The sequence below is a fragment of the Arthrobacter sp. NPDC080082 genome (genome assembly GCF_040686595.1).
Classification (GTDB): domain Bacteria; phylum Actinomycetota; class Actinomycetes; order Actinomycetales; family Micrococcaceae; genus Arthrobacter.
The window spans coordinates 423,518-448,672 of sequence record NZ_JBFBKQ010000003.1 but is presented as its reverse complement, the minus strand read 5'-3'; the positions used below and the strand labels follow the sequence as shown (position 1 = coordinate 448,672).

The window sequence follows — 25,155 nt, the reverse complement described above, 5'->3', positions numbered from 1 at the left end:
TACGTTGTCTGTCCCGAGGAGAACCGCATGACGTCAGCACCATCCCGGCCCGCCGGCAGCCGACCCCCGTGGTCCGGCCTGCGCCCGGCCGGCGCCCTGGCACTGGGCCTGGTGCTGGCCCTGGTGCTCTCGTCCTGCACGCTGTTCGGGTCGGGCAACAACCAGTCCTCCGCCGCCCCCGCGTCCGCGGATCCGTCCATCGCGGCCGCGGCTCCGGCGGAACTGCGCAGCTTCTACACCCAGCAGTTGAGCTGGTCCCGCTGCGAGGGCGACTTCCAGTGCGCCAAGGTCAAGGTCCCGGTGGATTACAGCAAGCCCGACGGGGACAGCATTGAGCTGGCCATCCTGAAGCTGGCGGCCAAGGGCGGCACCAAGAAGGGCAGCCTCCTGGTCAACCCGGGCGGCCCCGGCGGGTCCGGCGTCGACTTCGTGCGGGACGCGGGCGCCACGAACATCTCCGACAAGGTCCGGGCGAACTACGACGTCATCGGCTTCGACCCGCGCGGGGTCAAGCGTTCCGCACCCGTTACCTGCCTCACCGACCAGGAGCGGGACGCCAGCCGCGCCAAGGTCTACAAGCTGGACACCGACGCCGGCCTGGCCAACGCCCTCGCGGACAACAAGGTGATCGCCGCCAAGTGCGCGGAGAAGACCGGCCCGGTCCTGGGCCACCTGGACACCGTCAGCGCCGCCAAGGACATGGACGTGCTCCGCGGAGTGCTCAACGACGCGAAACTGAACTACCTGGGCTACTCCTACGGAACATTCCTGGGCTCCACCTACGCCTCCCTGTTCCCGGACAACGTGGGCCGGATGGTCCTGGACGGCGCGCTGGACCCGTCGCTGAACTACGAGGAGCTGACCGCCGGCCAGGCGAAGGCGTTCGAGAAGGCGATCCGCGCTTACGTGACGCACTGCCTGCAGAACAGCGGTTGCCCCTTCAGTGGCAGCGCGGACGACGCCATCCGGGAGATCCAGGACATCATCGCGTCCGTGGAGGCCAGCCCGAAGACCGCCAAGGACGGCCGGGTGGTCAACGCCTCGATGTTCGTCAGCGGCTTCATCCTGCCGTTCTACAACGACGACAACTGGCCGCTGCTGACCCAGGCACTAGACAGCGCCAAGAAGGGCGATGTCTCCCCCATGCTGCGGCTCTCCGACTTCGGCGCGGACCGGGAACCGAACGGGACCTACTCGGCGAACTCCACCTTTGCCTTCACGGCCGTCAACTGCCTGGACTACCCGATGGACGCGGACACCGCCGAGATGCGGGCCGAGGACCAGCGCCTCCGCCAGCTCTCCCCCACCCTGGGCTACTACTTCGCCTACGGCGCCACCAGCTGCAAGGACTGGCCGTACAAGAGCCAGCGCACCCCAGCGCCGGTGCAGTACAAGGGCTCCACGGACATCGTGGTTATCGGCACCACCGGGGACCCGGCGACGCCGGTGGAGTGGGCCGGTTCGCTGCGGAAGCAGCTGGGGAAGGCCTCGCTGCTGACCTGGAAGGGTGAGGGCCATACCGCCTACGGCCGGTCCAACAGCTGCATCGGCAACGCCGTGGACGGGTACCTCGTGGACGGCAAAACCCCGGCGGACAACACCGTCTGCTAGAGCCGTTCCGGGGCCGTGTCCGCGCCCGTTCCGGTCATTTTGACCCGGGCGCGGACCCTCCATTACAGTTGACTCTTGCATGATCCGCCCGGTCCGCCGGAGGCTCACGCGGTGCTTCCTTAGCTCAGTCGGTAGAGCGTTTCACTCGTAATGAAAAGGTCATCAGTTCGATTCTGATAGGAAGCTCGAAAAGAACCCCGCGCATTCCGAGGAATGCGCGGGGTTTTGTCTTTTAAGCCGGGTTCCGCGGAGGCCGTCCCGTTGTCCTTAGACGCAGTTCGGCTGGAACGCCGGATCGGCCGGCTGTCCCGCAGGACGTCCCAGCGCGTTGGAGACCAACCGCTGGACGACGGGGTCATTGGGGGTTTGATCGTGCTCGATCGGGTCTGCCGGGCATTTGTCCTGGATGGTGATGTTGGTGACCTTCTCCGCAGGACCTGCCAGGAACTGGCTCTGGTAGGGCGTGACGACCTCGTCGTGGGTCGTGGAGATCACCGTGTACGCCGGACCGGGGAGGGTGTCACCGAGTGAATTCAGCTTGGTGAGGAACGCCGAACCCGCCTGCTGATCTGAGCAGGCCTGGCAGTTGGATCCGCCGGCCGTCGTCGCCGAGGGCAGGCCGCCCGGAGTGGGGGTGATCAAGCCCTGCGTTCCGTGATTGGACGGTGCGATGCCCACGAGGGCGTTGACCTTCTTGGCCCCGCCGAGGAATCCCATGTAGTAGCGAGGCATCATGCCGCCCTGGCTATGTCCCACGAGGTCAACTTTCTCCGCCCCGGTGGAGGCGAGCACGGCGTCCACAAATGGCGCGAGTTGGGCGGCGGAGTCGGCAATGGGGCCCGTCGCATCGACGCCGTTCGTGGAACCGTAGTTGAGGGAGTACACGCAGTACCCTTCACTCTTGAGCGCTGGTGCCATGCTGGCCCAGTTTTTCGCCATGCTCTCGAAGGTTCCCGGGACGAGAATCACCGGGAAGGGGTGCTCCGCGGTTGGCTTGCAGGACCAGTCGTTGGCGCCCGGCGGGGATACCTCGACGGTGTCCGCGTGTGCCGCGGGTGACGCGATGAGCGATGCGCCGAGGAGCGCCGCCGCGCCCAGCGCCCCCCGGATGGCTTTGGCTCGTTTCGAACCGGAGTGGTTTGTGCCGTCAGACATGTTGTCCTCTTCCGCTGGCCCTCATCCGCGAGGGCTTGCTTTCGTGATGTGGCTTGTCTGGCCTGGACGTGATCCGGATCACGTCTCTTTCTTCAGGCTGGCAGGATGACCGTGACGTTGTGGAGTTCTTGAACGTTCGTGCAGCGGATTCCGGTGATGTGGCGAAAATGAGTTCATGCTGACGGCCTTAGCCGCACGTTTGTGCATCATTCGGACACGGTTTGGTCTCACAGGGCCGTTCCCCGGCGCCATTGAAAGTGGTGGTAGTCCGGCCGGGCCCATGAACCGCCCCATTCAAAGCCCAAGTCTTCAAAAATTTCGGTCAGGGGATGATCTGCGGTGAAGACTCCCGGCCGGGCGCTGCGGTCAACGTTTGAGGCGTCCGGGTACCAGATTCCGTCCTCAGCCAGGTAGGGGTTCAGCGCCGGGTTGATGTCGAGAGCCAGGCCCCATGAGTGCATGGACACCCTGTCCGTGCCGGCAATGGAGCGGTAGTTGAAGCCCGAGGTGTTGTTGGCTGCCATCGAAACGAAGTCGTCGCCCCGAAAGGGCGGCTCGTCAATGGGAATGGCCTGCTGGATGGGAAAGCCCATCTCCAGCGCCGCGGTGAAGGCTTCCAAGATCGGGGCCGAGATCATCCGGTGGACGATGAGGGTGCCCTCGTGGACGGCATCATCGAAGCCGAGGTGATCGAAGCTGACCGCGCAGAGGTCTGCCAGGGCTACCGGACAACCCTCGCGGTACGTGTGCGGGAGCATCTGTGCGGTGACGTTCTGGGCGCGGTTCTCGAGAGGTCCTGGCATGGCACCATTCTGGTGGAGTCCGGTGGGACGGACCGTCTCAGTACCAGTTGTTGGACACTTCGTGGTCCCAGGCGAAGCAGGGGGACCCGTAACGCCCGGCGATGTAGCCGAGCCCCCACGAAATCTGGGTCCGGTAGTTGGTCAGCCAGTCGGATCCGGTGGACGAATACTTCTCCGGCGGCAGGGCCTGGGCGACGCCGTAGGCCCCGCTGGAGGGGTTGGTGGCGTTGGTCATCCAGCTCGATTCCTGGTTCCAGAGCTTGACCAGGCAGCTCATCTGGTCCCCGCCCCAGCCGTGGGAGCCGAGCTGGCTGGCGGCAAACGCCTGGGCACCGGCCGGGTCGTTGACCGCGCCGCCGGGGATCTCCGGGGTCACCACCGTCGGTGCCGGTACAGGCGCCGGTGCAGGTCCCGGTCTCCGCGCGGCCGTTGCAGCGTCGGCCGCTGCGGCAGCCCTGGCCGCCGCTGCCGCCGCCTCCTCAGCTGCTTTCCGGCGCGCTTCCTGCTGGGCCTCGTAGGCGGCCTGGGCTTCCTGCCCGGCGCGGTAGTTCTGCTCAACCGCGGCGCTGGTGTCCTTGAGGGTTGCCAGCTGCGCTGTGAGGGTCCCGCTGTATTTGGTTTCCTCGTCCACTTTCTCCTGGGTGGCCCGCTGGGCGTCCTGCGCGGCGGCCAGCTTGGCCTGGGCATCATCGGCGAGCCGCTGGTTTTCGGCCTGCTCCACCGACTGCTGCGCATCCAGGGACGCCGCAGCTGCCTCAGCGGCGCGCGAGTTGTTGTACAGGTCCGTGGTCCTTTGGGCGACGAACTGCATGACGTCCAGCTTCTGCAGGCCGTCCTTGCTCTGCAGTGTGTCCAGCACTGAGAACGGCCCGAGGTCCGTAGCGCCGCCCATGTAGTCGTGGGCGGCGAGGGCACCCGTTTGCCGGTGAAGCTTGTCGGCGGTGGCATGGGCTGCCGCGGTTTTCTCTTTCAGGGTCGCCAGCTTCGCTGTCGAGGCTTCGAGGTTGTTGTGGGCAAAGGCATAGTCCAGTCCCGCCCGCACCGCCGCGGCGCCCAGGGAGGAAGCCTGTTGCTGCAACCCGTCCAGGAGCCCGTTGATCTTCTGGATCTCGGCGTCCTTCGCATCGACATTGCCCTTGGCGGCCTGGACGTCAGCCCACGAGGGGTAGCCGGATGGGGGCGCGTCGTCGGCCCCGGCAGTCGGCGCGGCGGCCACCGCGGCCAGCAGCGCGACCGTCAGCACCGCGCAGGCCTTGCCCATCGGCACCCTCGACATGAACGTAGAACCCCACATAGGCACCAGAGCCTACTCGACGGCGCTGGGCGTCTTCAGTAAGAGCGCTGCACCGCCTAGATCTCCGGCCGGCAGGGACCCTGGCCGAGCATCGACAGACCCGTGAGGTCACCGGTTTGGTAGGTGGTCACGCCGATCGAGTCGGTAGGGTTCATCAGCTGCGAGGGGTCCTGCACATGGTCCAGCCCCACAACGTGGCCCAGTTCGTGTTCGATCACGCCGCGGGCCTGTGCCGGACCCTCGCGGCCGATCATGGCCTGCATCGCCGGGCCGTTCAGTTCCAGCTGGCCGCTGACATACGTGAAGCCCGAGTTGCCGATGCTGACGGCCTCGCTGCCGCCCAGGCCCATGACGTTCGTGCCGACGACCTTGTTTGTGAACCGCGGTTCCTCCGCCGTCGTCTCCCAGGCGATCAGCACCGGCGCCCAGCGGTTCCCGTACCGCTCCGACTGGTAGGACTTGTGCTCGGCCGCGGGCGCCTCGGAGGTGGCGCCGTCGTCGATGAAGACCAGCCCGGTGGCGCGGGACACGGCGGCCACGGCCTCCCGGATCAGCACCGGCCCGTCCGCGGGAGAGTTTGCGGCGCGGGTGACGTAGTGGATCGGCCGGCACGGGTCGTAGGTGTAGGGCTTGCCGTCGCTCCCGGTGTGCAGGAAAGCATACGACGGCGACGTGCGCGCAAGCGGGGCCGGAGACCCCAGCGGGGACGCGTTTTCCTCCAGGCCTCCCGGGGGGTGGTCCGTCACGGCCCGCGGCGCCGGAGCCGCGCCGTCAGCGGCTCCGGCTCCCGGAACGGCGGGCGGCTGGGCGGCCCCCTGTGTGGCGCCGGCCTTCGGCAGCGGCTGCCCCGCCGGTCGGGGAAGGAACCGCCCCAACAGTCCGGACGGGGACAGGTCCCCGTGCAGGTACAACGCGCCAGCGGCGATCAGGACGGCGGCACTGACCACCGCGACGGTCCGGAACAGCAGCCCCAGCACCCGGCCGACGGCCCGGGAGCTCCGCCGCCCCAGGGACTCCCGCGGTGCGGGCGCCTCCTGCTGCTCCCACCAGGGGGTGGCCCCGCCCGGGCCGCCGGTCATCTCCTCGAGCTGCCAGGCCGCGACGCGCGGCGGCCCGGCATCGTGGCCGGGCTGCGAAAAGTGGTTCTGGGGTTCAGTCATCGTTGCTCATACTCTCACCATCGTCCGCGGCCCGGCACCTGTAAGCCCGGCCGCCCCGCACGGGAGGCCTTGTAGCGGGGCTCCCGGTGGGCGATTCTGATGCCATGGAAGGCCCAGCACCGGAGCGGCCGGCCCCTCAAACGGCCGCCGCGAGCGGGACACATCCCAGGCCAGGGAACCGGGGACCGGGAGGTAGCCGCGCACCCCGGGGGAACCGCGCCTGGGGCACCGTGGCGGGCTTCGGCCTGGTCAGCCTGGTCACCGATCTGGTGTCCGACGGCGCCCGTTCCCTCGCCGGACCCCTGCTCGGCCAGCTCGGCGCGACGGCGCTGGTGGTGGGGCTGGTCACCGGCGGCGCGGAGGCGGCGGCGCAGGGCCTGCGGGTGGTGTTCGGTCCCTGGGCGGACCGCACCCGGCGGTACTGGAGCTTCACCGTGGCCGGGTATGCCATGACCGTGGTGAGCGTGCCGCTGCTGGCGGTGACTCCGGGCCTGGGAGCGGCAGGACTGGCCGCGGCTTCGGCGCTCATCATCGCGGACCGGGTGGGCAAAGCCGTCCGGAGCCCGGCCAAGACGGTGCTGCTGGCCGCCGCGGCGGCGGACGTGGGCCGTGGGCGGGGGTTCGCCGCGCACAAGGCCCTGGATTTGGTCGGGGCCTTGCTGGGTCCGGTGCTGGTCGCCGCGGTCCTGGCCGCGACGGGTCTCCTGCAGGCCGCGTTCGCGGTCCTGGCCGTACCCGCGGGGGCTGTCCTGGCGCTCCTGGTCTGGCTCCGCCGGCGGGTACCCGGCCCGGGTGCCGGCCCCGGCGGTGCGGCGGCGCCGTCGTTGTTCTCGCCGGTCTTCCTGCGCTTCGCCGTGGGCGCCTTCTTCTGGAGCGCCGGGCTGGTGGCGTTCGGCGTGATTTCCTTCCACCTCAGCACGGCGGTCAATGTCCCGGTGGCCGTGGTGCCGTTGCTCTACGCCGCCGCCATGGGCGCCGCGGCGCTCGGCGCGCTGGCCAGCGGATACCTCTACGACCGTGCCGGCGGGGCGGTGCTGCTGGTGCTGCCGGTGCTCGTCGCGTTGGTGCCCGTCCTGGCCCTTTCGCCTGCCGCCGGGCCGGCGCTGGCGGGCGTGGCGGTCTGGGGCGCCGCGACCGGGATCCAGGACTCGACGGTCAAGGCGCTGGTCGCAGACATCGTCCCCGAGGCGCGGCAGGGTTCGGCGTACGGGGTGTTTGCCGCCTTCGAGGGGGCCGGTGCGTTGGCGGGCGGGGCGCTGTACGGAGCGCTCTATCCGTTCCGCCCGGCGCTCATGGCGACCGTCGCCGCGCTTCAGGCCGTGGCGCTGGTGCTGTTGCTGGCGGCGGTCAGCGGGACCAGACGGACACCGCGCCCGAGTGACCGGTGACGATGGTCTGGTAGATGAAGAACACGCCGGCCAAGGCACCCGCGACGAGGAGGATGATCCGGACCGTGCGGTTTTCCCGCAGGCTGCCCAGGAACGCGAAGCGGCGGCCGATCGGTTCGTAGCTGACCACGATCATCGCGGCGACGAACACGAAGAAGATCACCGAGACGTACTTCAACACATCGCCCTGTTCGGCGTGTTCGCGGATCAACTTGGTCGCGGGCCGGGCCTTCTCCAGCTGCTCGCCGGCTTGCGCGGTCACCAGGGACACCGGCACCAGCAAGAGCGAGAGCACGGCCAGCGGCCAGGCCAGGAGCCGCCGCCAGCGCGGGGCGACGGCGTACACGATCGCCGCGACGCCGGCGATGGGGCCGAGGACGACGACGGCGTGGACAAGGAGGATGTGGGCCGGCAGGCCGGCAATCTCAATCACGTGGGGGCTCTCCTACGGTGAACGTGCGCTGCGCGCCCCCGGCGATCGGGCCGGAGCTTCTATGATTCTTGCATGTCAACGGACGAGCTGGCGGGCATCGCGGCGCGGCTCTACGGCACGGCGTTCGACGGGTTTGTCCCGGCGCGGGCCGAGGCCGCGAAGGAGCTGCTGGCTGCGTCGGCGCCCACCCCGGAGACCCGCGCCCTGGCGGCGGAGGTCCGGACGCTGCCCAAGCCCTCGGCCAGCGCCTGGGCGGTGAACATGCTGGCACGCCGGCGGCCCGAGCTGCTCGCCGGCCTAGCGGAGCTGGGGACCGCGATGCGCCGGGCGCAGGACAGCCTCGACGCCGCCGCGCTGCGCAGCCTGGGACGGGAGCGCCGGACCCAGCTGGCGGCCGCCGTCGACGCCGCCCGGGAGGCCGCCGCCCAGCAGGGCCGCGCCATCAGTGCAACCATCGCGACGGAAATCGAGGAGACGCTGCGGGCGGCGACGGCGGACCGGGGCGCGGCCGACGCGGTGTGCAGCGGACGGCTGTTGCGCGCCCTGAGCGCGGACGGCGTCGACGTAGTGGACCTCGACGGCGCCGTGGCCGTCCCCGGAGCGCCCGGTCCCGTGACCGGGCTGAAAGCCGGCCCGGAGGGAGCAGCAAAGGGGCCCCCGCCTGCTGGGAAAAAGGCGGAGGGCGCCGGGGCAAAGGCCGGGGCCGAGGAACGGACTGAACCCCGGTTGCGCGCGGTGGGACAACGGCGGCCACCCGGACCCAGCGCGCTTGAGCGTGCCCGGGCCGCGCTGGAGGAGGCGTCCAGGGCTGCCCGCAGCAGCCGCGGGGAGGAACACCGCACGGTCGCGGCCCAGAAGGAGGCGACCGAGCAGGCAGAGGCCTTGGCCGCTGAGGTGACGCGGCTGGCCAAAGAACTCGCGGCGGCGGAAGAACGCCTGCGGGAGGCCCGAAGGCAACGGGATTCCGCGCTCACGGCGGCCCGCCAGGCCGGCCGTGCCGCGGACCGGGACCGCCGGCGGGAGGACCTGGCCCGTGAGCGCGTCCTGCGGTTGGGCGACACACCGGCCGACTAACCGCTTGAGTGTCAGAGGCCGGCTGCAGACTTAATTCCATGGAACAGCAACAGGCATCAGCAGCCGAATACTGGGAAGTCACCTATCTGGACGGCGACTGCGGACGGATCCGCACCGAGTCCTTTGACGACGCCGCATCCGCCGAGCGTTTCGCCTGCCGCCAGGTCCGGGACGAGGACGGCTGGGCGGTCATCGACGTCGTGCGCCCGACGGCGGCCCGCGCCGCCGCCTAAGCCCGCCGCTCAGGCCCCGGCCGATCAGCGCGCACCGGGCACGGCAAAGGCCCCCGCAGTCGTGACTTGGTCACGCCTGCAGGGGCCTTGCGAGGCGGTGGGCTCCGCCGGCTTCGCGGCTTAGGCGAAGTCGGACACGGCCGGGTCGGGGCCGATCCGGCCGGCACCCTCGGCGGTGCGGTCCAGGCCGTTGATGGCCTGGATGTCCGTCTCGTCCAGGCTGACATCGAGGGCCGCGTAGTTCTCGCGGATCCGGGACTCGGTGACGGACTTGGGGATCACGACGTTGCCGATGGCCAGGTGCCAGGCGATGACCACCTGAGCCGGGGTGGCATCGTGCTTGGCGGCGATCTCCTTGATGACAGCGCTCTCCAGCAGCTCTCCGCCCTGACCCAGCGGCGACCAGGCCTGGGTGAGGATGCCGTTGGCGGCACCGAACTCGCGCAGGTCAGCCTGGTTGAAGAACGGGTGCAGCTCGATCTGGTGGATGGCCGGGACGACGCCGGTGGCGTCGATAAGTTCCTGCAGGCCTTCCTTGGAGAAGTTGGAGACGCCGATCGACTTCACGCGGCCCTGCTTCTGGAGCTCGATGAGCGCCTTCCAGGTGTCCACGTACTTCTGCTGCTTGGGCTGCATCCAGTGGATCAGGTACAGGTCCAGGGTTTCCAGGCCAAGGCGCTCCATGGATTCCTCGAACGCCTTCAGGGTGGATTCGTAGCCCTGGTCCGAGTTCCACAGCTTGGTGGTGATGAAGATTTCCTCCGGCTTCAGGCCGGAGCTGGCGATCGCGCGGCCGACGCCGGCCTCGTTTCCGTAGATCTTGGCGGTGTCGATGTGGCGGAAGCCGGCCTCAAAGGCCTGGCCTACGACCTTTTCCGCGACGTCGTCCTCGACCTGCCACACGCCGTAACCGAGCTGAGGGATGGTGTTGCCGTCATTGAAAGTCAGTTCAGGTGAAGAAGTCATTGTTGTATCCTGCCAAGCCCGCGGCCCGGACACCAGCGTTCCGGGCGCCGCTAAGCTAGCCGCTTAACCCGGAATATCCGCACGCCCTGCGGTGGCGTGGGCGGCGGGCCACGTCAGGAGGCTGCGGCGAGCTGCCGTTCGGCGTCTTCAACGTGTTCAACGACGTTCTCGGCACGCCGGCGCACCGACGCCGCGCCCACCGGGACCGGGCCCACGGCCAGGCGCAGCATCGCGGCCGCCTCCGCCGTCATGGCCAGCGAGTTCCCCGCCGTCGACAGTGCCCGGTGTACCGCGGCGAGGTTTCCCGGAATGTCCAGGCCCTCGCTGGGCGAGCGGCGCTGGGCCTCCGTGCAGACCGCGCGGACCCGGACGGCGAGGTCGGAGAGTTCGTTGGCGATCTCGACGAGTTCCGCGTACAGCGTCTCGTCCTCGACGCCTTCGAGCACCTGGTGGTAGCGGTCCAGGCCGCGGACGAAGCGGTCGTGGGCGCGCCGCCAGAGGCCCTTGCCGAGTTCGGCGTCGTCCTTGCGGCCCTGCCGTGCGGCGCTGAAGAATCCCATGGCTCCCTAGAGGTACTGGCCCGGGCCGTGGTCCGGGTCCGCTGGCTGGGCCGGATCCGCGCCCGGCCGCGGCTCCGCTGCCCGCTGCGGTTCGCCGTTCTCGCCGATGATGACGCCGGGGGCGATCATGGTGCCGGGCGGCAGCTGGCGCAGCTGCATCTGCGCGGCGGCGTGTTCGCGGGCGGCGTGCTGGGCGGCGATGGCCGTCTGGATGCCGTGGAAGAGCCCCTCCAGCCAGCCGACCAGCTGGGCCTGGGCGATGCGCAGCTCCGCGTCGGAGGGTGCCCCGTTCTCGCCGAAGGGCAGGTGGATCCGTTCCAGTTCCTGGACCAGTTCGGGGGCAAGCCCGTCCTCAAGCTCACGGATGGAGCGTTCGTGGATTTCGGCGAGCCTGACCCGGGCGGCGTCGTCCAGCGGGGCGGACTTCACCTCGTCCAGCAGCTGCTTCAGCATGGTCCCGATCCGCATGACCTTCGCCGGTTCGTCCACCAGGTCCTGGACGTGGCTGCCCCGCGGCCGGCCGGGTGCGGCCGCCTCGGGGGTCTGACTGCCGGACGCCCCGTCCGGAAGGGTGGTCTCGGGTGTGCCCGCGGGGGTGGCGATGCCCTCAACGGGGGTGTCCTCGCCGGGCTGCGCGTCGGTCGGCTCGCTCATGGCTTCATACTCTCACGCGGATCCGGACTCGGTAGGGCTTCATGACGCCGGGGCACGTCACGCGTTCGCCCACAGCCGCCCGCCGCCGGAAGATGGCGGAAGATGCGCCGGGACGACGCCCGGACACGCAAAAGCGCCGCCGGGGAACACGGGGTTCCCCGGCGGCGCCGTCGTGGATCAGGCCCGGCCCTAGCAGCACCGGCCCTGCGGGTTGGTGTCCTGGCGGTCCGTGTGGTCCCGCCAGAATTCCCGCTCGGTGAGCGGGGGCCCGGTGTGCCCGGAATCCCGGTGGTGTTCCAGGTACTTCCGGTACGCGTCGGCCCCGAGGACGCCGCTGAAGTAGCCGGCGAAACCGCGCAGGCCCGTGAGGAGCGCATTCATGGCCGGCTCCGTTAGTGCCGCGCCGAGTGTTCGAGCCGGCGGTCGGCGGGCAGCTTGTCCCACTCGGCCTGCAGCTCCCGCTCCGCCGGGGTGGGTAAGACGCCCGCGGGGGCGAAGACGCGCGACGGCTGCGCGGGGTCCTCGTACTCGACGTTGGCGATGCCCTTGGCGGCGTTGCGGTAAGCCTTCACGGCGGCGATCACGGCGGTGATGATGACGATGATGCTCAGCACCACGAAGATCACCGAAAGCCAGCCCTGGATCATGGTGTTGCGGACCACCGCTTCCATGGCCGCCGTCGTCTTCGCCGTCCCGAAGGAGGTCTTGCCGTCGGCCAGGGCCTTGGCGAACGCCGCGTTCTGGGCGAAGTAGCCCACCGCCGGCACCGGGGAGAAGATCTTGTAGAAGCTGGCGGTGATGGTCACGACGGCCGCGAAGGCCAGCGGGAGTGCCACGATCCACAGGTACTTGAACGTCCCGCGCTTGGCGACAATGGCCAGCACGACGGCGAGGGCGATCGCGGCCAGCAGCTGGTTGGCGATGCCGAACAGCGGGAACAGCGTGTTGATGCCGCCCAGCGGATCGGTGACGCCCATCAGCAGCACGGCGCCCCAGGCCAGCACCATGACGGCGGTGGTCAGCCACGCACCGGGCCGCCACGAGTGGTCCTTGAACTTGGGGACGAAGTTGCCGATCGAGTCCTGCAGCATGAAGCGGGCCACGCGGGTACCGGCGTCGACGGCGGTGAGGATGAACAGCGCCTCAAACATGATGGCGAAGTGGTACCAGAACGCCATCATGGCGGTGCCGCCGATGAACTGCTGCATGATGTGGGCCAGGCCGACGGCCAGCGTCGGGGCGCCGCCGGAGCGGGAGATGATGCTTTGCTCCCCCACGTCCTTGGCGGTCTGGGCGAGCACGTCGGGGGTGATGTTGACCCCGGCCAGGCCCAGGCTGTTGACCCACTGCGCGGCCGTTTCCACGGTGCCGCCGGTCAGCGCCGTCGGGGCGTTCATGGCGAAGTAGATGCCGCGGTCGATCGAGATGGCCGCAACCAGCGCCATGATCGCGACGAAGGATTCCATCAGCATGCCGCCGTAGCCGATCAGGCGGGTCTGGCGTTCCTTCTCGATCAGCTTGGGCGTGGTGCCGGAGGAGATCAGGGCGTGGAAGCCGGAGAGGGCACCGCAGGCGATGGTGACGAACAGGAACGGGAACACGGCGCCGGAGAAGACGGGGCCGTTGTCGCGGGAGGCGAATTCGCTGAAGGCCGGGACGGTGATTTCGGGCCGGACCACGATGATGGCCAGGGCCAGCATCACGATCACGCCGATTTTCATGAACGTGGAGAGGTAGTCACGAGGGGCCAGCAGCAGCCACACGGGCAGGATCGCGGCGATGAAGCCGTAGATGATCAGGCCCCAGGCTATGGTGACCTTGTCCAGGTGGAAGAACGCCGCGCCCCATTCGGTGCCGGCGACGGCGCCGCCGCCGATGATGGCGGCCATCAGGAGTACGAAGCCGATGATGGAGACTTCCATGACCTTGCCGGGCCGGAGGTAGCGCAGGTAGACGCCCATGAACAGGGCGATCGGGATGGTCATGCCGACGGAGAAGACACCCCAGGGGCTCTCGCCGAGGGCGTTGACGACGACGAGCGCCAGGATCGCGACGATGATGATCATGATCAGCAGCGTGGCGATCAAGGCGGCGGTGCCGCCGATGACGCCGAGTTCCTCGCGGGCCATCTGGCCGAGGGACCGGCCGCCGCGGCGCATGGAGAAGAAGAGGACCAGATAGTCCTGGACGGCGCCGGCGAGGACGACGCCGATGATGATCCAAATGGTGCCGGGCAGGTAGCCCATCTGCGCGGCGATGACCGGGCCGACGAGCGGGCCGGCGCCGGCGATGGCGGCGAAGTGGTGGCCAAAGAGGACATTGCGGTCCGTGCGGACGTAATCCTTGCCGTCGGCCTTGTATTCGGCCGGGGTGGCGCGGCGGTCATTGGGCCTGGTGATGTACCGCTCGATGACCTTCGAGTAGAAGCGGTACCCGATCAGGTAGGTGCAGACGGAGGCGAACACGAACCAGATCGCGTTGACCGTCTCGCCGCGGATGATCGCCAGCATGAACCAGGCGACACCGCCCAGCAGGGCGATGGCGGCCCAGAGGGCAATCTTCCCCGGGGTCCACTTTCGTTCTTCCGCCTCGCGGACGGTCTCGTCAACGGCCGTCGGTGGCAGTCCCGGCACCGGCGTGATGCCGTCCTCGGGATCAGCGGTCTGTGGCCTGCCAGCTGGCATGGTGCCCATGTCTCCTCCTTGAGAAACCCATCGGACAGGCCAATGGTCAGACCTGCCCCATGGCACCTTACCAACGTGGCGCACCTCACGGGTCCCGGCGGCGACGCCGCGCACCGCACCGATCGCCGGACGGTAAAGACGCCGCGCCCAACGGCGGCTCAGGCGGGGCCGGTGAGCTGCATCAGGCGGGCCTCGCACAGGTCCAGCCAGCGCACCTCGGCCTCCGTCTGGAAGATCAGGGAGTCGAGCACCAGCAGGCGGGCGGTGTCAGCAAGCCGCGGTTGAGCGGCCGCGTCGCGGCGGGCCTTGGTGTAGTCCTGGAGCGCCCGGATGGACACGGCCCGCTGGGTCTGGATGATTCCGCCGACGTCGGCTCCCGGGAGCGTCAGGGCGAGGGCGAGTTTGATGGCCAGCTCGTTCCGCGGCGGGTTGCTGCGCCCCACCGGGGTCCGCAGCCAGGTCCGTACCTCATCGGCGCCCGCCGGAGTGAGGCTGTAGAGAATGTGGCCGGCGCCGTCGTCGCCGTCCCGGGAGATCATGCCGTCGCGCTCGAGGCGGTCGAGGGTGGTGTAGACCTGCCCGATGTTCAGCGGCCAGGCGGAGCCGGTGCGTGCGTGGAATTCCGTCCGCAGCTGGTAGCCGTAGCGGGGGCGGTCCTGCAGCAGCGCGAGCAGGCTGTGGCGGATAGACATGGTGTATCCGACGCTAGCAGGGCGACGGGATACACGCGCCCCAAGACGCGTGTATACCGTGCATGGAATTACAGTATCGTGATTCGCCCGCCGCCGCGTGCCGTGCTATGCCCGGAACGGCATGTTTCCGCTCACATGACCAGCAGGATCTTGCCCATGTGCTCGCCGGAGTCGAAGTAGCGGTGGGCCTCCCGGACCTGGTCCAGCGGGAAGGTCTTTGCCACCAGCGTCCGGACCTGCCCGTCCACCAGGAGCGGCCACACGGCGTCGCGAACCGCGTCCATGATGACGGTCTTTTCCTCCACCGGCCGGGGCCGCAGCGAGGTTGCGATGATCGCGGCGCGCTTGCGCAGCAACTGCCCCAGGTCCAGTTCCGCGGTGGTGCCGCCCTGGAGCCCGATCACCACCAGTCGGCCGTAGTCCGCCAGCGCCTCGATGTTCTTCGCGAGGTACTTGGCCCCGACGACGTCGAGGATCACGTCCGCCCCGTGGCCGCCGTTCTGCGCCTTGAGGCTCGCCGGGAAGTCCTCCTCGGCATAGTTGATCGCGATGTCCGCGCCCAGGAAGGCCTTGGCGGTTCCCAACTTCTCGTCGGTGCCGGCGGTGGTGGCCACGTGCGCCCCGAGCGCCTTGGCCATCTGGATGGCCATGGTTCCGATGCCGCCGGTGGCGCCGTGAATCAGGACGGTCTCGCCGGCGCGCAGCTGGGCGGTCATGACGAGGTTGGAGTACACGGTGGCCGCTACCTCGGGCAGGGACGCGGCGGTGACCAGGTCGACGCCGTCGGGGACGCGCAGCACCTGGCCGGCCGGCACGGCGACCTGCTCGGCGTAGCCGCCGCCTGCCAGCAACGCCACCACCTTGTCGCCCTGGGAGAAGGGCTTGGTGACACCGGGGCCGAAGCCCGCGATCCGGCCCGAGACCTCCAGCCCGGGAATCTCCGAGGCACCCGGGGGCGGCGGGTAGAACCCGCGGCGCTGCTGGACATCCGCCCGGTTTAGCCCGGCGGCCACGACGTCGATAAGGACCTCGCCGGGGCCGGGAACCGGCGCAGGAACGTCCCGCACCTCCAGGACCTCGGGTCCGCCGGGCTCTGAGATGTAGACAGCCTTCATGGAGTTCTCCGCTTCTTCACCGATGTCTTGCCTGCCCGCCGGCCACGGCCAGCCGTACGTGCACTTCCCCCAGCCTAGGACGCGGCGGGGGCTCCGGCGGGGACCATCAAGACTTTTGTGGCCGTCCGCCGACTATGAAAGACTACGCGGGAGGGAAGGTTGTCCGAGCGGCCGAAGGAGCTGGTCTTGAAAACCAGTGTGCGGTAACCCCGTACCAAGAGTTCGAATCTCTTACCTTCCGCGGGATGCGCCCAGTGCGCGCCAAGAGGCCGGTGGCCGCAGCTGAGAGGCTGCGGGCACCGGCCTTTCCCGTACCGGGGCAGTCTTTGGACGGTTTGGACGCCTCCGACACGGAAAAATGCGGACGGCCGGTTTCGGGGCGGGCACGGGCGGTGGACCTACGGTGGACCTAAACCACGAAAGGACGCCCCTATGACCTGCGACGGCTGCAGCACTGCCGCGAAACTCGACTTCGATTTCAGCATGGCTTTTCAGCCCATTTACGACGCCGTCGCCGGCCGGGTATGGGGCTACGAGGCACTGGTGCGCGGGCTCGCCGGCGAGGGCGCCTACTCGGTCCTGTCCCAGGTCTCCCCCGAACAGAAGTACCGCTTCGATCAGGACTGCCGGGTCAAGGCCATCGAACTCGCCTCACGCCTGTTCCCGGCGGACGAGCCCCTGATGCTCTCTATCAACTTCATGCCGAACGCCGTCTACGAGCCGGCCGCCTGCCTGCGCGCCACACTGTCCGCCGCCCGGCGGAACAACTTCCCGACGTCGGCCATCATGTTCGAGTTCACCGAGAACGAAGAGGTGGCGGATACCGCGCACCTGCAGAAGATCATCACCGAATACCGCAAGCACGGCTTCACCACCGCCATCGACGACTTCGGCGCCGGGCATGCAGGCCTGGGCCTGCTGGTGGACTTCCAGCCGGATCTGCTCAAGATCGACATGAAGCTGCTGCGCGACGTGGACACCAGCCCGGCACGGCAGGCCGTGGTGGACGGGATCGTCGCCATCGCCGGGAAACTCGACATCACCGTATTGGCCGAGGGCATCGAAACCGAGGCCGAGTACCTGATGCTGAAGGCCGCCGGCATCCGCCTCTTCCAGGGATACTGGTTCGCCAAGCCCGCCTTCGAGGAACTGCCCGCCGTCCGTGACCTGCACGAGGTTCCCGCCGTCGCGTAACCGCATCGCCGCATCATAGGGCGATAGTGCCCGTGGGCGGACCGGCCGTCGGCGGACCGGCAGGTAAGCGCGAAAGAGGGCCGCGGGTCCGGCCATTCGGCCGGACCCGCGGCCCTCTTTTCTGATGCTCTGTATCTACCGGCGGCGGTCGATCGGCTGCTGATGCCTAGATCATCCCGGGATAGGTGGACATGATGTAATCCGCGGCCGCCGGACCCTTGATGCGGAGCGGCGTTCGGCCGGGACGGATGCGTTTTTGTTTCATCGCGGCCCAGAAGGCGTCTTCGGGCTTCGGAACGGACTGGGTCAGGAAGCACCAGCTGGTGTAGACGCCGTACAGGCAGTCGCGGCCAATGCCGACCGTTGCGGCGTTGTCAGAAGTGGTTGCTTCGAGGAGGAACTGGTCAAACTGCGAATCTGCCATTGTTGGCTCATTTCCGCTGGGGTGCTGTGGTGCCGCCGAGGGCTGCAGCGGCTGAACCGGGCCGCCGTGCACGGGGCGCCCGGGTGAAAGGCGTCAACCTCTCTACACTGTAGACGGTACGCGTAGACTGGGGTCGAAGCAAGCTTGCCGGGTACAGCACCGGGGACCAGCATGGACCCCGGCTTCCCGGCCCACCGAACGGATCGCCATGACTCCCGCGGAAAACCCCGCCCCGCCGTCGTCCGCCGCCGCCAAGCCGCGGCTGAGCCGGGAACTGGTCCTCACCGCAGCCCTCCGGCTGGTCGACGAGGAGGGGCTGGACGCGCTCACCATGCGGCGCCTGGGCCAGGCGCTGGGCCGCGACCCCATGGGCCTCTACCGCTACGCGGAGAACCGCGCGGCCCTGCTGGACGGCGTGACGGAGCTGGTGTTCGACGAACTGGATGTGTTTCCCGAGACGGAGGACTGGCAGCTCCACCTCCGGCGCATCGCCCACAGCCTCCGCGAGGTGGCACTGCGCCACCCCAATGTGGTGCCCCTGCTGGTGACCCGGCCGCTGTCCACCCCGCTGGGTCTTCGCCCGCCGGGCACGCTCCGGCCGCTGGAATTGATCCTGTCCCTGCTGGTGAGGGCCGGTTTTGCCGCGAGCGATGCCCTGCACGTCTACCGCGCATATTACGGCTACCTCTACGGCCACATCCTCAACGAGCTGCAGGAGTTCGTGGTGGATCCGGAGGAAAGTGAGGCGCTGCTACGGCTGGGCCTTCACCAGCTTCCGGCGCGGGAGTTCACCCACCTCCGGGCCCTGGCTGACGTGCTGATCGACTACGACGGCAAGGCGGAACTGGACGAGGGCCTCACGATCCTGCTGTCGGGCCTGGCCGCCCGCCTCTCGCCACAGGAGCCGACGCCCGCCGCCTGAGCTCGTCGATCATCGCCCCGAGCGCCGGCGCCTCGGCCGAATTGTCCGCCAGGGCCACCAGCGCCTGGGCAACCCCGGCAAGTTTGACGTTCCGGTTGTTGCTGAAGGACGTGAGCAGCCTGAACGCCTCGTCGGAACCGACGCCCAGCCGGCCCATCAGGATTCCCTCCGCCTTGGCGATGGTCCCCCTGGTCGCCATGGCGCGGCGCACGGCGTCGCGCGCGGTAAGTTCGGTCTCCCACTGGATGGTGGACGTGAGGTCCAGCATGACGCCCGAGACGCTGGCCAGCCGTCCGGCGTCGTCGAGCACGGCCTCCCCGGCCGTCAGGACCCGGTGTTCGTGGGATCGGGCGTCGATGATGCGGTGGTAGATGGCCACGTGGCCGCCGTGCGCGAAGAGTTCGGCGCTGATCGCCTCGATCCGGGGCAGGTCCCCCGGGTGCTTGTGTGCCAAGGTCAGGGCCAAGGTGGGCACAACCTCGCCGCGCTTGTAGCCGTGGATGGCGTACAGCTCATCGGACCAGGCCATGCACCGGGTGGCCCCGTCCATCACAAAGGTTCCGGCCGGCAGAATCGAGGCGTTCACCCCGCTGGCATAGGCGGGGCCGGGAGTTTCGGTCATAGCCTTCCTCCTTCTCGTCGCATGCCGCGAATCCGCAATGCGCAGCCGGCGCGACAGCCTGCCCGGGGAGGGTGTGTGGCCCGCCCCCAATAACTGCGGGCCACACTCCGCTCTCCTCCACCGGACCTCCGCGGGGCATTTGACTTGCAATGCACCCCGGGATATGCTTTCGACCAGCGCCCCGATGCATCCCCCAATAGCATCGGGGCGCACCCATATCCGAAACACGCCCGATTCAGGGCGGGCGGCACGGCAGGTCCGGGGAATTCCAGTGAGGGGTTCAGGGGCCGTGCCGGCACCCGACGCCGGCGATGGCGGGGCCGACGACGGCGCCCCGCGGTAGATAGTGGCACATCAGGCAGGGCCTCCCGTCATTGGGTAGTGGCCGCCTGCCTGACCTCTCACACCATAACAAAATGGACCGCCCAGCCCAAGGGTTTAAAACGGATCTTTGAGCTCCCGACGGCGGTACCGCCCGGAGCTGCGGGAGAGCCGGCCGGGGCCACGCCGGTCGTCCCGCGCCCTCCCTTTGACCGTCGTCGCGGCGGCGTTAGTCTGGTCCCACGCCGCCAGCAACGGAACGAGGAACCGCAATGAAAGCGCTCACCCTGGTGTGGACCGCCGCCGCCACCGCCGCAACTGCCGCCCTGGGCGGGCTGGCCACGGACCCGGAAAGCCGCTGGTACACGACGCTCCGGAAGCCCGAGTGGCAGCCTCCCACCCTGGCGTTCCCGCTCGTCTGGACCGCGCTCTACGCCGACATCGCGGTGACCTCCGCCGTCGCCCTCGACAGCGACGGCCCGGCCGGCGCGCACGGCAACGAGGCCACGGCGGGCGCGGCCCGGACGTCCGGCGCACCCACAGCCGTGGAGCGGCAAAAGGCAATCCGCGCCTACCGCGCCGCCCTGGCCGCCAACCTCGCACTGAACGCCGGGTGGAGCTGGCTCTTCTGGCGCTCCCGGAAGCCTTGGCTGGCCGCGGCCGAGGCCGGGGTACTGGCGCTCAGCAGCGCGGACCTCGCCCGACGCACTTACGCGCTCAACCGCACCGCCGGCGTCGCCCTGGTCCCTTACCCGCTCTGGTGCGGCTTCGCCACGGTCCTGTCCGCCGCGATCGCCCGCCTGAATTCCGGCCGGCACTGACCTCCCCCTCACCAGCACTGACCGCCCGAACCCCCAACCAGCACTGACCGCCCGGGACCCCGGGCCGCAACACGGCGAGCGCCGGCCTTCCGGCGCGCCCCGGCGCCCCAACCCTAAGTAAATCTTTTGGAAAAATTGCGTTAACCAGCACCGGCCACCCGCTGATTCAGCGGAACGTGGTCGGTACTCTTTTGGGGTGTCCGGGCCAGGGGAAAGGCCGGGACGCACCGTAGTACCAACCACCACCCGTCGCCGGAGACACCCTTTGGTGGGGTTTCCGCGCCGGCTGCTGGGCGTTTCGCTGGGGAACGCCCCGCCGAGTGTTCACGTCATTCACTCCGTGTTCATTCACCCCTGTTTTGCTGTGCCGGGACCTGCTTGACCAGGAGCAGCCCGGCCCGTCCGCGGGGCCACAACCCCGGACATCGCACCCAGCCCTTACCCGGGCACCTTCATGAGAGTCAGAGCGAATGAAAATCACACCATGGAAGACAGCGCTGGGCACCGCGCTGTCAGCGGGGCTCATCGCCGCCCCGCTGACAGCCGTTCCGGCCGCAGCACTGGAGGTCTCGCCGGCAGCCGCCGGAACATCGCCGGTGACCATCAACGAGGCGTACCTCAGCGGCGGCAGCGCCGGAGCCGCCTTCAAGAACAAGTTCGTGGAGCTGTACAACTCCTCTGACGCACCCGTATCCCTGGAGGGCTGGTCCATCCAGTACCGCTCCGCGACCGGCACCGGGGCGCCCAGCTCGACGGCGCCGCTCACCGGCACCATCGCGGCCAAGGGGTTTTACCTGCTCAAGGCCGGAAGCAACGGCGCCACCGGCCAGGACCTGCCCGCGGCGGACGCCACGGCCACCGGGTTCAACCCGGCCGTCGGCGGCGGCACCATCATCCTTGCCAAGCAGCCGGCGGCCCTGAATCCGCTGGGCACCGGCTCGGTTATCGAGCCCGCCAGCGTCGCGGACATCCTCGGCTACGGCAGCTCGAACACCTTCGAGACCCAGGCCGCGGCCGCCCCGTCGGGCACCGGCGATGTCCGCAGCCTCAACCGCGCCAACGGTGTGGACAGCAACAACAACGCGATGGACTTCGGCCTCAACGCCGTCATCACCCCCGGCGCGGCCAACGGCACCGCCGCTCCCGTCGACCCGGCCCCCGGCACTCCCCCGGTGAACCGCACCATCGCCGAGATCCAGGGCACCGGCGCCGCCAGCCCGTTTACCGGCACCACCGCCACCACCCGGGGCAAGGTCACCGCCGCCTACCCCACCGGCGGGATCTCCGGCTTCTACCTCCAGACCCCCGGTACCGGCGGTGACCTGACCCCGGCCAACCACACCGCCTCCGACGGCATCTTCGTCTATGCACCCGCCGCCGTCGCCTCCGTGAAGATCGGCGACTACCTCGAGGTGACCGGCGAGGTCGCCGAGTACTACGGCATGACCCAGCTCAACGTCACCGGCACCACCGGGATCGCCGCGCTGGCCGAGGCCGCCCCGGAGGTCAAGGCCACCGGCTTCAGCCTTCCTGCCAGCGAGGCGTTCCGCGAATCCCTCGAGGGCATGCTCCTGACCCCGCAGGGCCCCGTCACGGTGGCGGACAACTTCTCGCTGAACCAGTACGGCGAGATCGGCCTGGCCGGGGGCACCACCCCGCTCGAGCAGCCCACCGCCGTCGCACCCTACGGCTCCGCCGAGTACACCGCTACCGTGGCGGCCAACGCGGAGCGCGGCATCAAGCTCGACGACGGCGCCACCACCAACTTCCTCAAGGACGCCGCCGCCAAGGCGCAGCCGCTGCCCTACCTGACAGGCGCCGACCCGGTCCGCGTCGGCTCCCCCGTGACGTTCACGACCAACGTGGTCCTGGGCTACGCCAACAACGCCTGGAAGTTCCAGCCGCTGACCCAGCTGACCCCGGCGAACGCCGCCACGGTCCAGCCGGCCCGCTTCGGCGCCACCCGCGCCGATGCCCCCGCGGCCGTGGGCGGCAGCCTCAAGCTCGCCTCCTTCAACGTGCTGAACTACTTCCCCACCACCGGGGACCAGGTGGCCGGCTGCACGTTCTACAAGGACCGCGCCGGCAACCCGATCACCGTCCAGGGCGGCTGCAACGTCCGCGGCGCCGCGAACGCGGAGAACTTCAAGCGCCAGCAGGACAAGATCGTTGCCGCGATCACCAAGTCCGGCGCCGACGTCGTCACCCTGATGGAGGTCGAGAACTCGGCCCAGTTCGGCAAGAGCCGCGACGCCGCCCTGTCCACCCTGGTGGACGCCCTGAACGTTGCCACCCCCGGCATCTGGGACTACGTCCGCACCCCCGCCAACGCGCCCCCGCTGTCCGATGAGGACATGATCCGCACCGCGTTCATCTTCAAGAAGGCCGCCGCCGAACCGGTGGGCGAGTCCATCATCCTCAACGACACCGTGGCCTTCGCCAGCGCCCGCAAGCCGCTGGCCCAGGTCTTCAAGCCGGCCGGTGCCTCCGATGACAAGAAGTTCATCGCGATCGCCAACCACTTCAAGTCCAAGGGCTCCGCCGCGACCCCGGACGACACGGACAAGGGCCAGGGCAACTCCAACGTCGCCCGCACCGCCCAGGCGCAGTCCCTGCTGGCTTTCGCCGACGAGCTGCAGAAGTCCAAGGGCACGGACAAGGTCTTCCTGATCGGCGACTTCAACTCCTACGCCAAGGAGGACCCGATCAACGTCCTCACCGGCGCCGGGTACGTCAACCAGGACGAGAAGGCCCGGAACGCCGACGGCTCCGCCAAGCACTCCTACCTCTTCGGCGGCCTGGTGGGCTCCCTGGACCACATCCTCGCCTCCCCGGCGGCCAACGCGGCCGTCACCGGCGCGGACATCTGGAACATCAACTCGGTGGAATCCGTGGCGCTGGAGTACAGCCGCTACAACAACAACGTCACCGACTACTACGCCCCGGACCAGTTCCGCGCCAGCGACCACGACCCCGTGGTGGTGGGCCTGGACCTGAAGGCCGGCCCGGCCCTCCCGGCCAGCGTCGACCTCAACCTGCTGGGAATCAACGACTTCCACGGCCGGATCGACTCCAACACCGTGCAGTTCGCCGGCACCATCGAGAAGCTCCGCGCTGCCGCCGCCCCCGGCGCCACCGCGTTCCTCTCCGCGGGCGACAACATCGGCGCTTCCCTGTTCGCCTCCGCGGTGGCCAAGGACCAGCCGACCATCGACGTTCTCAATACCCTGGAACTGCGCACCTCGGCCGTGGGCAACCACGAGTTCGACGGCGGCTGGGCCGACCTGCGTGACCGCGTGATCGCCGGCGACGCGAACGCCAAGTTCCCGTACCTGGGTGCCAACGTCTACAAGAAGGGCACCACCGAGCCGGTGCTGCCCGAGTACACCGTGCTGGAGCTGAACGGCGTCAAGGTGGCCGTGATCGGCACCGTCACCCAGGAAGTCCCGGCCCTGGTCACCCCGGCCGGCATCGCGGACCTCGAGTTCGGCGATCCGGTCGAGGCGATCAACCGGGCCGCCGCGAAGATCAAGGCGGACAAGCTGGCCGACGTGATCGTGGTCGAAAACCACGACGGCGCCGGGTCCGGAGCGCCCGAAGGCGCCACCCTGGAGCAGGAAGTCGCCGCCGGCGGCCCCTTCGCGGCGATGGTCCAGAAGGTCAGCCCCGACGTGGCCGCGATCTTCAACGGCCACACCCACAAGCAGTACGCCTGGGACGCACCGGTCCTGGACGGAGCGGGACAGCCAACCGGCAAGACCCGCCCGATCGTCCAGACCGGCAACTACGGCGAGTTCATCGGCCAGATCCAGCTCACCATCGACACCAAGACCATGTCCGTCACCGGTTACAAGGCGGCCAACGTCAAGCGCAGCACGGATCCGGCGGCTGACCTGATCGCCGCCTACCCGCGCGTCGCCGCGGTCAAGGCCATCGTGGACAAGGCCGTCGCGGACGCCGCCGTGATCGGCAACCAGCCGGTCGGCAAGGTCACCGCGGATATCACCACGGCATTCGGCGGCTCCCCCGCTGTCCGCGATGACCGCAGCAGCGAGTCCACCCTGGGCAACCTCGTGGCCGACTCGCTGGTGGACGCACTGAAGGCCCCCGAGCTGGGCGGCGCCGAGATCGGCGTCGTGAACCCGGGCGGCCTGCGCAACGAGCTGTACTACGCCCCGGACGGCACCATCACCTACGCAGAGGCCAACGCGGTCCTGCCGTTCGTGAACAACCTCTGGACCACGACCCTGACGGGCGCGCAGTTCAAGACGCTGCTGGAGCAGCAGTGGCAGACCAACCCGGACGGCACGGTCCCCAGCCGCGCCTACCAGCAGCTGGGCCTGTCCAAGAACGTCAACTACACCTACGACGCCGCCCGCGCCGCGGGTGACCGGATCACCGCGATCCGGGTCAACGGTGCGCTGATCGACCCGGCGAAGTCGTACCGGATCGGCACCTTCAGCTTCCTGGCAACCGGCGGCGACAACTTCCGGATCTTCACGTCCGGCGCCGGCACGAAGGACTCCGGGCTGGTTGACCGGGACGCGTGGATCGCCTACCTGAAGGCCCACAACCCCGTCTCGCCGGACTTCGCACGCCGTTCCGTGGCCCTGGTCAACACCACCGCGGCCGAGGTCAAGGGCGGCGGGGCCATCACCCTGGCGGTCTCGAAGCTGGACCTCACCTCGCTCGGCAGCCCGGCCAATACCTCGCTGCGGGCCGAGTTCACCGACGCCGCCGGGAAGGTCACCGCGCTGGGCACCGTCCCGGTTTCGGCCGGCTCAGCCTCGGTCAACCTCGCCGTGCCCGCGGCCGCGGCAGCGGGCACCGGCACCCTGGTGCTCACCGCCGTCGAGTCCGGCACCGTGGTGAAGACCGCGGTGCAGGTGGCGGCCAGCGCCCCGCCGGCACCGGTCTGCACCGCCCCGGTGCCGCCGACCAAGTGGTACGACCTGGCCGGCTGGGTCAAGTACGGCATCGCCTGGGTGAAGTACCAGAAGTGCCTGCGGGGCTGATGCCCTGACTGGCG

The 25,155-nt window shown here is 69.2% G+C and carries 22 protein-coding genes and 2 tRNA genes; 10 read left to right on the top strand and 14 right to left on the bottom strand.

Annotated features, from left to right (window positions below):
• The first annotated feature begins 27 nt into the window (after window positions 1-27).
• Entirely contained in the window at window positions 28-1,611 is a 1,584-nt protein-coding gene (locus AB0O44_RS08975) for an alpha/beta hydrolase (protein ID WP_364136630.1), read from the top strand.
• Between the two features lie 113 nt (window positions 1,612-1,724).
• Window positions 1,725-1,797: transfer RNA gene (locus AB0O44_RS08970), tRNA-Thr, on the top strand.
• A gap of 81 nt (window positions 1,798-1,878) precedes the next feature.
• On the opposite strand, the gene AB0O44_RS08965 is transcribed toward AB0O44_RS08970, so the two are convergent.
• The 4 genes from AB0O44_RS08965 to AB0O44_RS08950 all read right to left on the bottom strand — a co-directional run bounded on the left by AB0O44_RS08965 (window position 1,879) and on the right by AB0O44_RS08950 (window position 6,023).
• Window positions 1,879-2,766 carry an alpha/beta fold hydrolase gene (locus tag AB0O44_RS08965; RefSeq protein WP_364136628.1) on the bottom strand — a complete coding sequence of 296 codons (888 nt, stop codon included), beginning with the start codon at window positions 2,764-2,766 and terminating at the stop codon, window positions 1,879-1,881.
• Window positions 2,767-2,993: 227 nt separating this feature from the next.
• Window positions 2,994-3,569, bottom strand: coding sequence for a M15 family metallopeptidase (locus AB0O44_RS08960; protein WP_364136626.1), 576 nt, complete (start codon window positions 3,567-3,569; stop codon window positions 2,994-2,996).
• A gap of 37 nt (window positions 3,570-3,606) precedes the next feature.
• Entirely contained in the window at window positions 3,607-4,845 is a 1,239-nt protein-coding gene (locus tag AB0O44_RS08955) for a hypothetical protein (RefSeq protein WP_364136624.1), read from the bottom strand.
• Window positions 4,846-4,919: 74 nt separating this feature from the next.
• Window positions 4,920-6,023 carry a hypothetical protein gene (locus tag AB0O44_RS08950; RefSeq protein ID WP_364136622.1) on the bottom strand — a complete coding sequence of 368 codons (1,104 nt, stop codon included), beginning with the start codon at window positions 6,021-6,023 and terminating at the stop codon, window positions 4,920-4,922.
• Window positions 6,024-6,253: 230 nt separating this feature from the next.
• On the opposite strand from AB0O44_RS08950, the gene AB0O44_RS08945 reads away from it, so the two are divergent.
• Window positions 6,254-7,411 carry an MFS transporter gene (locus tag AB0O44_RS08945; protein ID WP_364136620.1) on the top strand — a complete coding sequence of 386 codons (1,158 nt, stop codon included), beginning with the start codon at window positions 6,254-6,256 and terminating at the stop codon, window positions 7,409-7,411.
• Here the strand turns inward: AB0O44_RS08945 and AB0O44_RS08940 are convergent.
• Window positions 7,371-7,844, bottom strand: coding sequence for a DUF2231 domain-containing protein (locus AB0O44_RS08940; protein WP_290256510.1), 474 nt, complete (start codon window positions 7,842-7,844; stop codon window positions 7,371-7,373). The two genes, AB0O44_RS08945 and AB0O44_RS08940, sit on opposite strands and share 41 nt — an antisense overlap.
• Window positions 7,845-7,916: 72 nt before the next feature.
• Between AB0O44_RS08940 and AB0O44_RS08935 the strand changes: the two genes are divergently transcribed.
• Entirely contained in the window at window positions 7,917-8,918 is a 1,002-nt protein-coding gene (locus tag AB0O44_RS08935) for a hypothetical protein (protein ID WP_364136618.1), read from the top strand.
• Between the two features lie 38 nt (window positions 8,919-8,956).
• Window positions 8,957-9,151, top strand: coding sequence for a hypothetical protein (locus tag AB0O44_RS08930; RefSeq protein WP_290256512.1), 195 nt, complete (start codon window positions 8,957-8,959; stop codon window positions 9,149-9,151).
• A 120-nt stretch (window positions 9,152-9,271) separates the two neighbouring features.
• On the opposite strand, the gene AB0O44_RS08925 is transcribed toward AB0O44_RS08930, so the two are convergent.
• From AB0O44_RS08925 to AB0O44_RS08895, 7 genes are all read right to left on the bottom strand, one after another.
• Window positions 9,272-10,117, bottom strand: a complete 846-nt coding sequence (locus AB0O44_RS08925; RefSeq protein WP_364136616.1) for an aldo/keto reductase — start codon at window positions 10,115-10,117, stop codon at window positions 9,272-9,274.
• 113 nt (window positions 10,118-10,230) lie between these two features.
• Window positions 10,231-10,677, bottom strand: a complete 447-nt coding sequence (locus AB0O44_RS08920) for a hypothetical protein (RefSeq protein WP_290256514.1) — start codon at window positions 10,675-10,677, stop codon at window positions 10,231-10,233.
• 6 nt (window positions 10,678-10,683) lie between these two features.
• Complete coding sequence (locus AB0O44_RS08915) at window positions 10,684-11,331, bottom strand: bacterial proteasome activator family protein (RefSeq protein ID WP_290256515.1); 648 nt, start codon at window positions 11,329-11,331, stop codon at window positions 10,684-10,686.
• A gap of 189 nt (window positions 11,332-11,520) precedes the next feature.
• Window positions 11,521-11,712 (bottom strand): YbdD/YjiX family protein, encoded by a 192-nt coding sequence (locus tag AB0O44_RS08910; RefSeq protein ID WP_364136614.1) that lies wholly within the window; start codon window positions 11,710-11,712, stop codon window positions 11,521-11,523.
• Between the two features lie 11 nt (window positions 11,713-11,723).
• Window positions 11,724-14,024 (bottom strand): carbon starvation CstA family protein, encoded by a 2,301-nt coding sequence (locus AB0O44_RS08905; RefSeq protein ID WP_364136612.1) that lies wholly within the window; start codon window positions 14,022-14,024, stop codon window positions 11,724-11,726.
• 149 nt (window positions 14,025-14,173) lie between these two features.
• A complete protein-coding gene (locus AB0O44_RS08900; RefSeq protein WP_364136610.1) occupies window positions 14,174-14,707 on the bottom strand; it encodes a PadR family transcriptional regulator in 534 nt (177 codons plus the stop codon).
• 131 nt (window positions 14,708-14,838) lie between these two features.
• On the bottom strand, window positions 14,839-15,822 hold the full coding sequence (locus AB0O44_RS08895; RefSeq protein ID WP_364136608.1) for an NAD(P)H-quinone oxidoreductase: 984 nt from the start codon (window positions 15,820-15,822) through the stop codon (window positions 14,839-14,841).
• A 153-nt stretch (window positions 15,823-15,975) separates the two neighbouring features.
• Here AB0O44_RS08895 and AB0O44_RS08890 point away from each other — a divergent pair.
• Together AB0O44_RS08890 and AB0O44_RS08885 are read left to right on the top strand one after the other, a co-directional pair.
• Window positions 15,976-16,063 (top strand) — tRNA-Ser (locus AB0O44_RS08890).
• Between the two features lie 242 nt (window positions 16,064-16,305).
• On the top strand, window positions 16,306-17,016 hold the full coding sequence (locus tag AB0O44_RS08885) for an EAL domain-containing protein (protein ID WP_364136606.1): 711 nt from the start codon (window positions 16,306-16,308) through the stop codon (window positions 17,014-17,016).
• 166 nt (window positions 17,017-17,182) lie between these two features.
• On the opposite strand, the gene AB0O44_RS08880 is transcribed toward AB0O44_RS08885, so the two are convergent.
• A complete protein-coding gene (locus tag AB0O44_RS08880; protein ID WP_364136604.1) occupies window positions 17,183-17,440 on the bottom strand; it encodes a hypothetical protein in 258 nt (85 codons plus the stop codon).
• A gap of 208 nt (window positions 17,441-17,648) precedes the next feature.
• Here AB0O44_RS08880 and AB0O44_RS08875 point away from each other — a divergent pair, with 208 nt between their 5' ends.
• Entirely contained in the window at window positions 17,649-18,362 is a 714-nt protein-coding gene (locus tag AB0O44_RS08875) for a TetR/AcrR family transcriptional regulator C-terminal domain-containing protein (protein ID WP_364136602.1), read from the top strand.
• Here the strand turns inward: AB0O44_RS08875 and AB0O44_RS08870 are convergent.
• Window positions 18,298-18,984 carry a PAS and ANTAR domain-containing protein gene (locus AB0O44_RS08870; RefSeq protein ID WP_290256523.1) on the bottom strand — a complete coding sequence of 229 codons (687 nt, stop codon included), beginning with the start codon at window positions 18,982-18,984 and terminating at the stop codon, window positions 18,298-18,300. The genes AB0O44_RS08875 and AB0O44_RS08870 overlap by 65 nt on opposite strands.
• A 593-nt stretch (window positions 18,985-19,577) precedes the next feature.
• On the opposite strand from AB0O44_RS08870, the gene AB0O44_RS08865 reads away from it, so the two are divergent.
• Window positions 19,578-20,126: a TspO/MBR family protein gene (locus tag AB0O44_RS08865; RefSeq protein WP_364136600.1), complete on the top strand. Its 549-nt coding sequence runs from the start codon at window positions 19,578-19,580 to the stop codon at window positions 20,124-20,126.
• Between the two features lie 470 nt (window positions 20,127-20,596).
• Window positions 20,597-25,141, top strand: coding sequence for an ExeM/NucH family extracellular endonuclease (locus AB0O44_RS08860; RefSeq protein WP_364136598.1), 4,545 nt, complete (start codon window positions 20,597-20,599; stop codon window positions 25,139-25,141).
• Window positions 25,142-25,155: the final 14 nt, after the last annotated feature.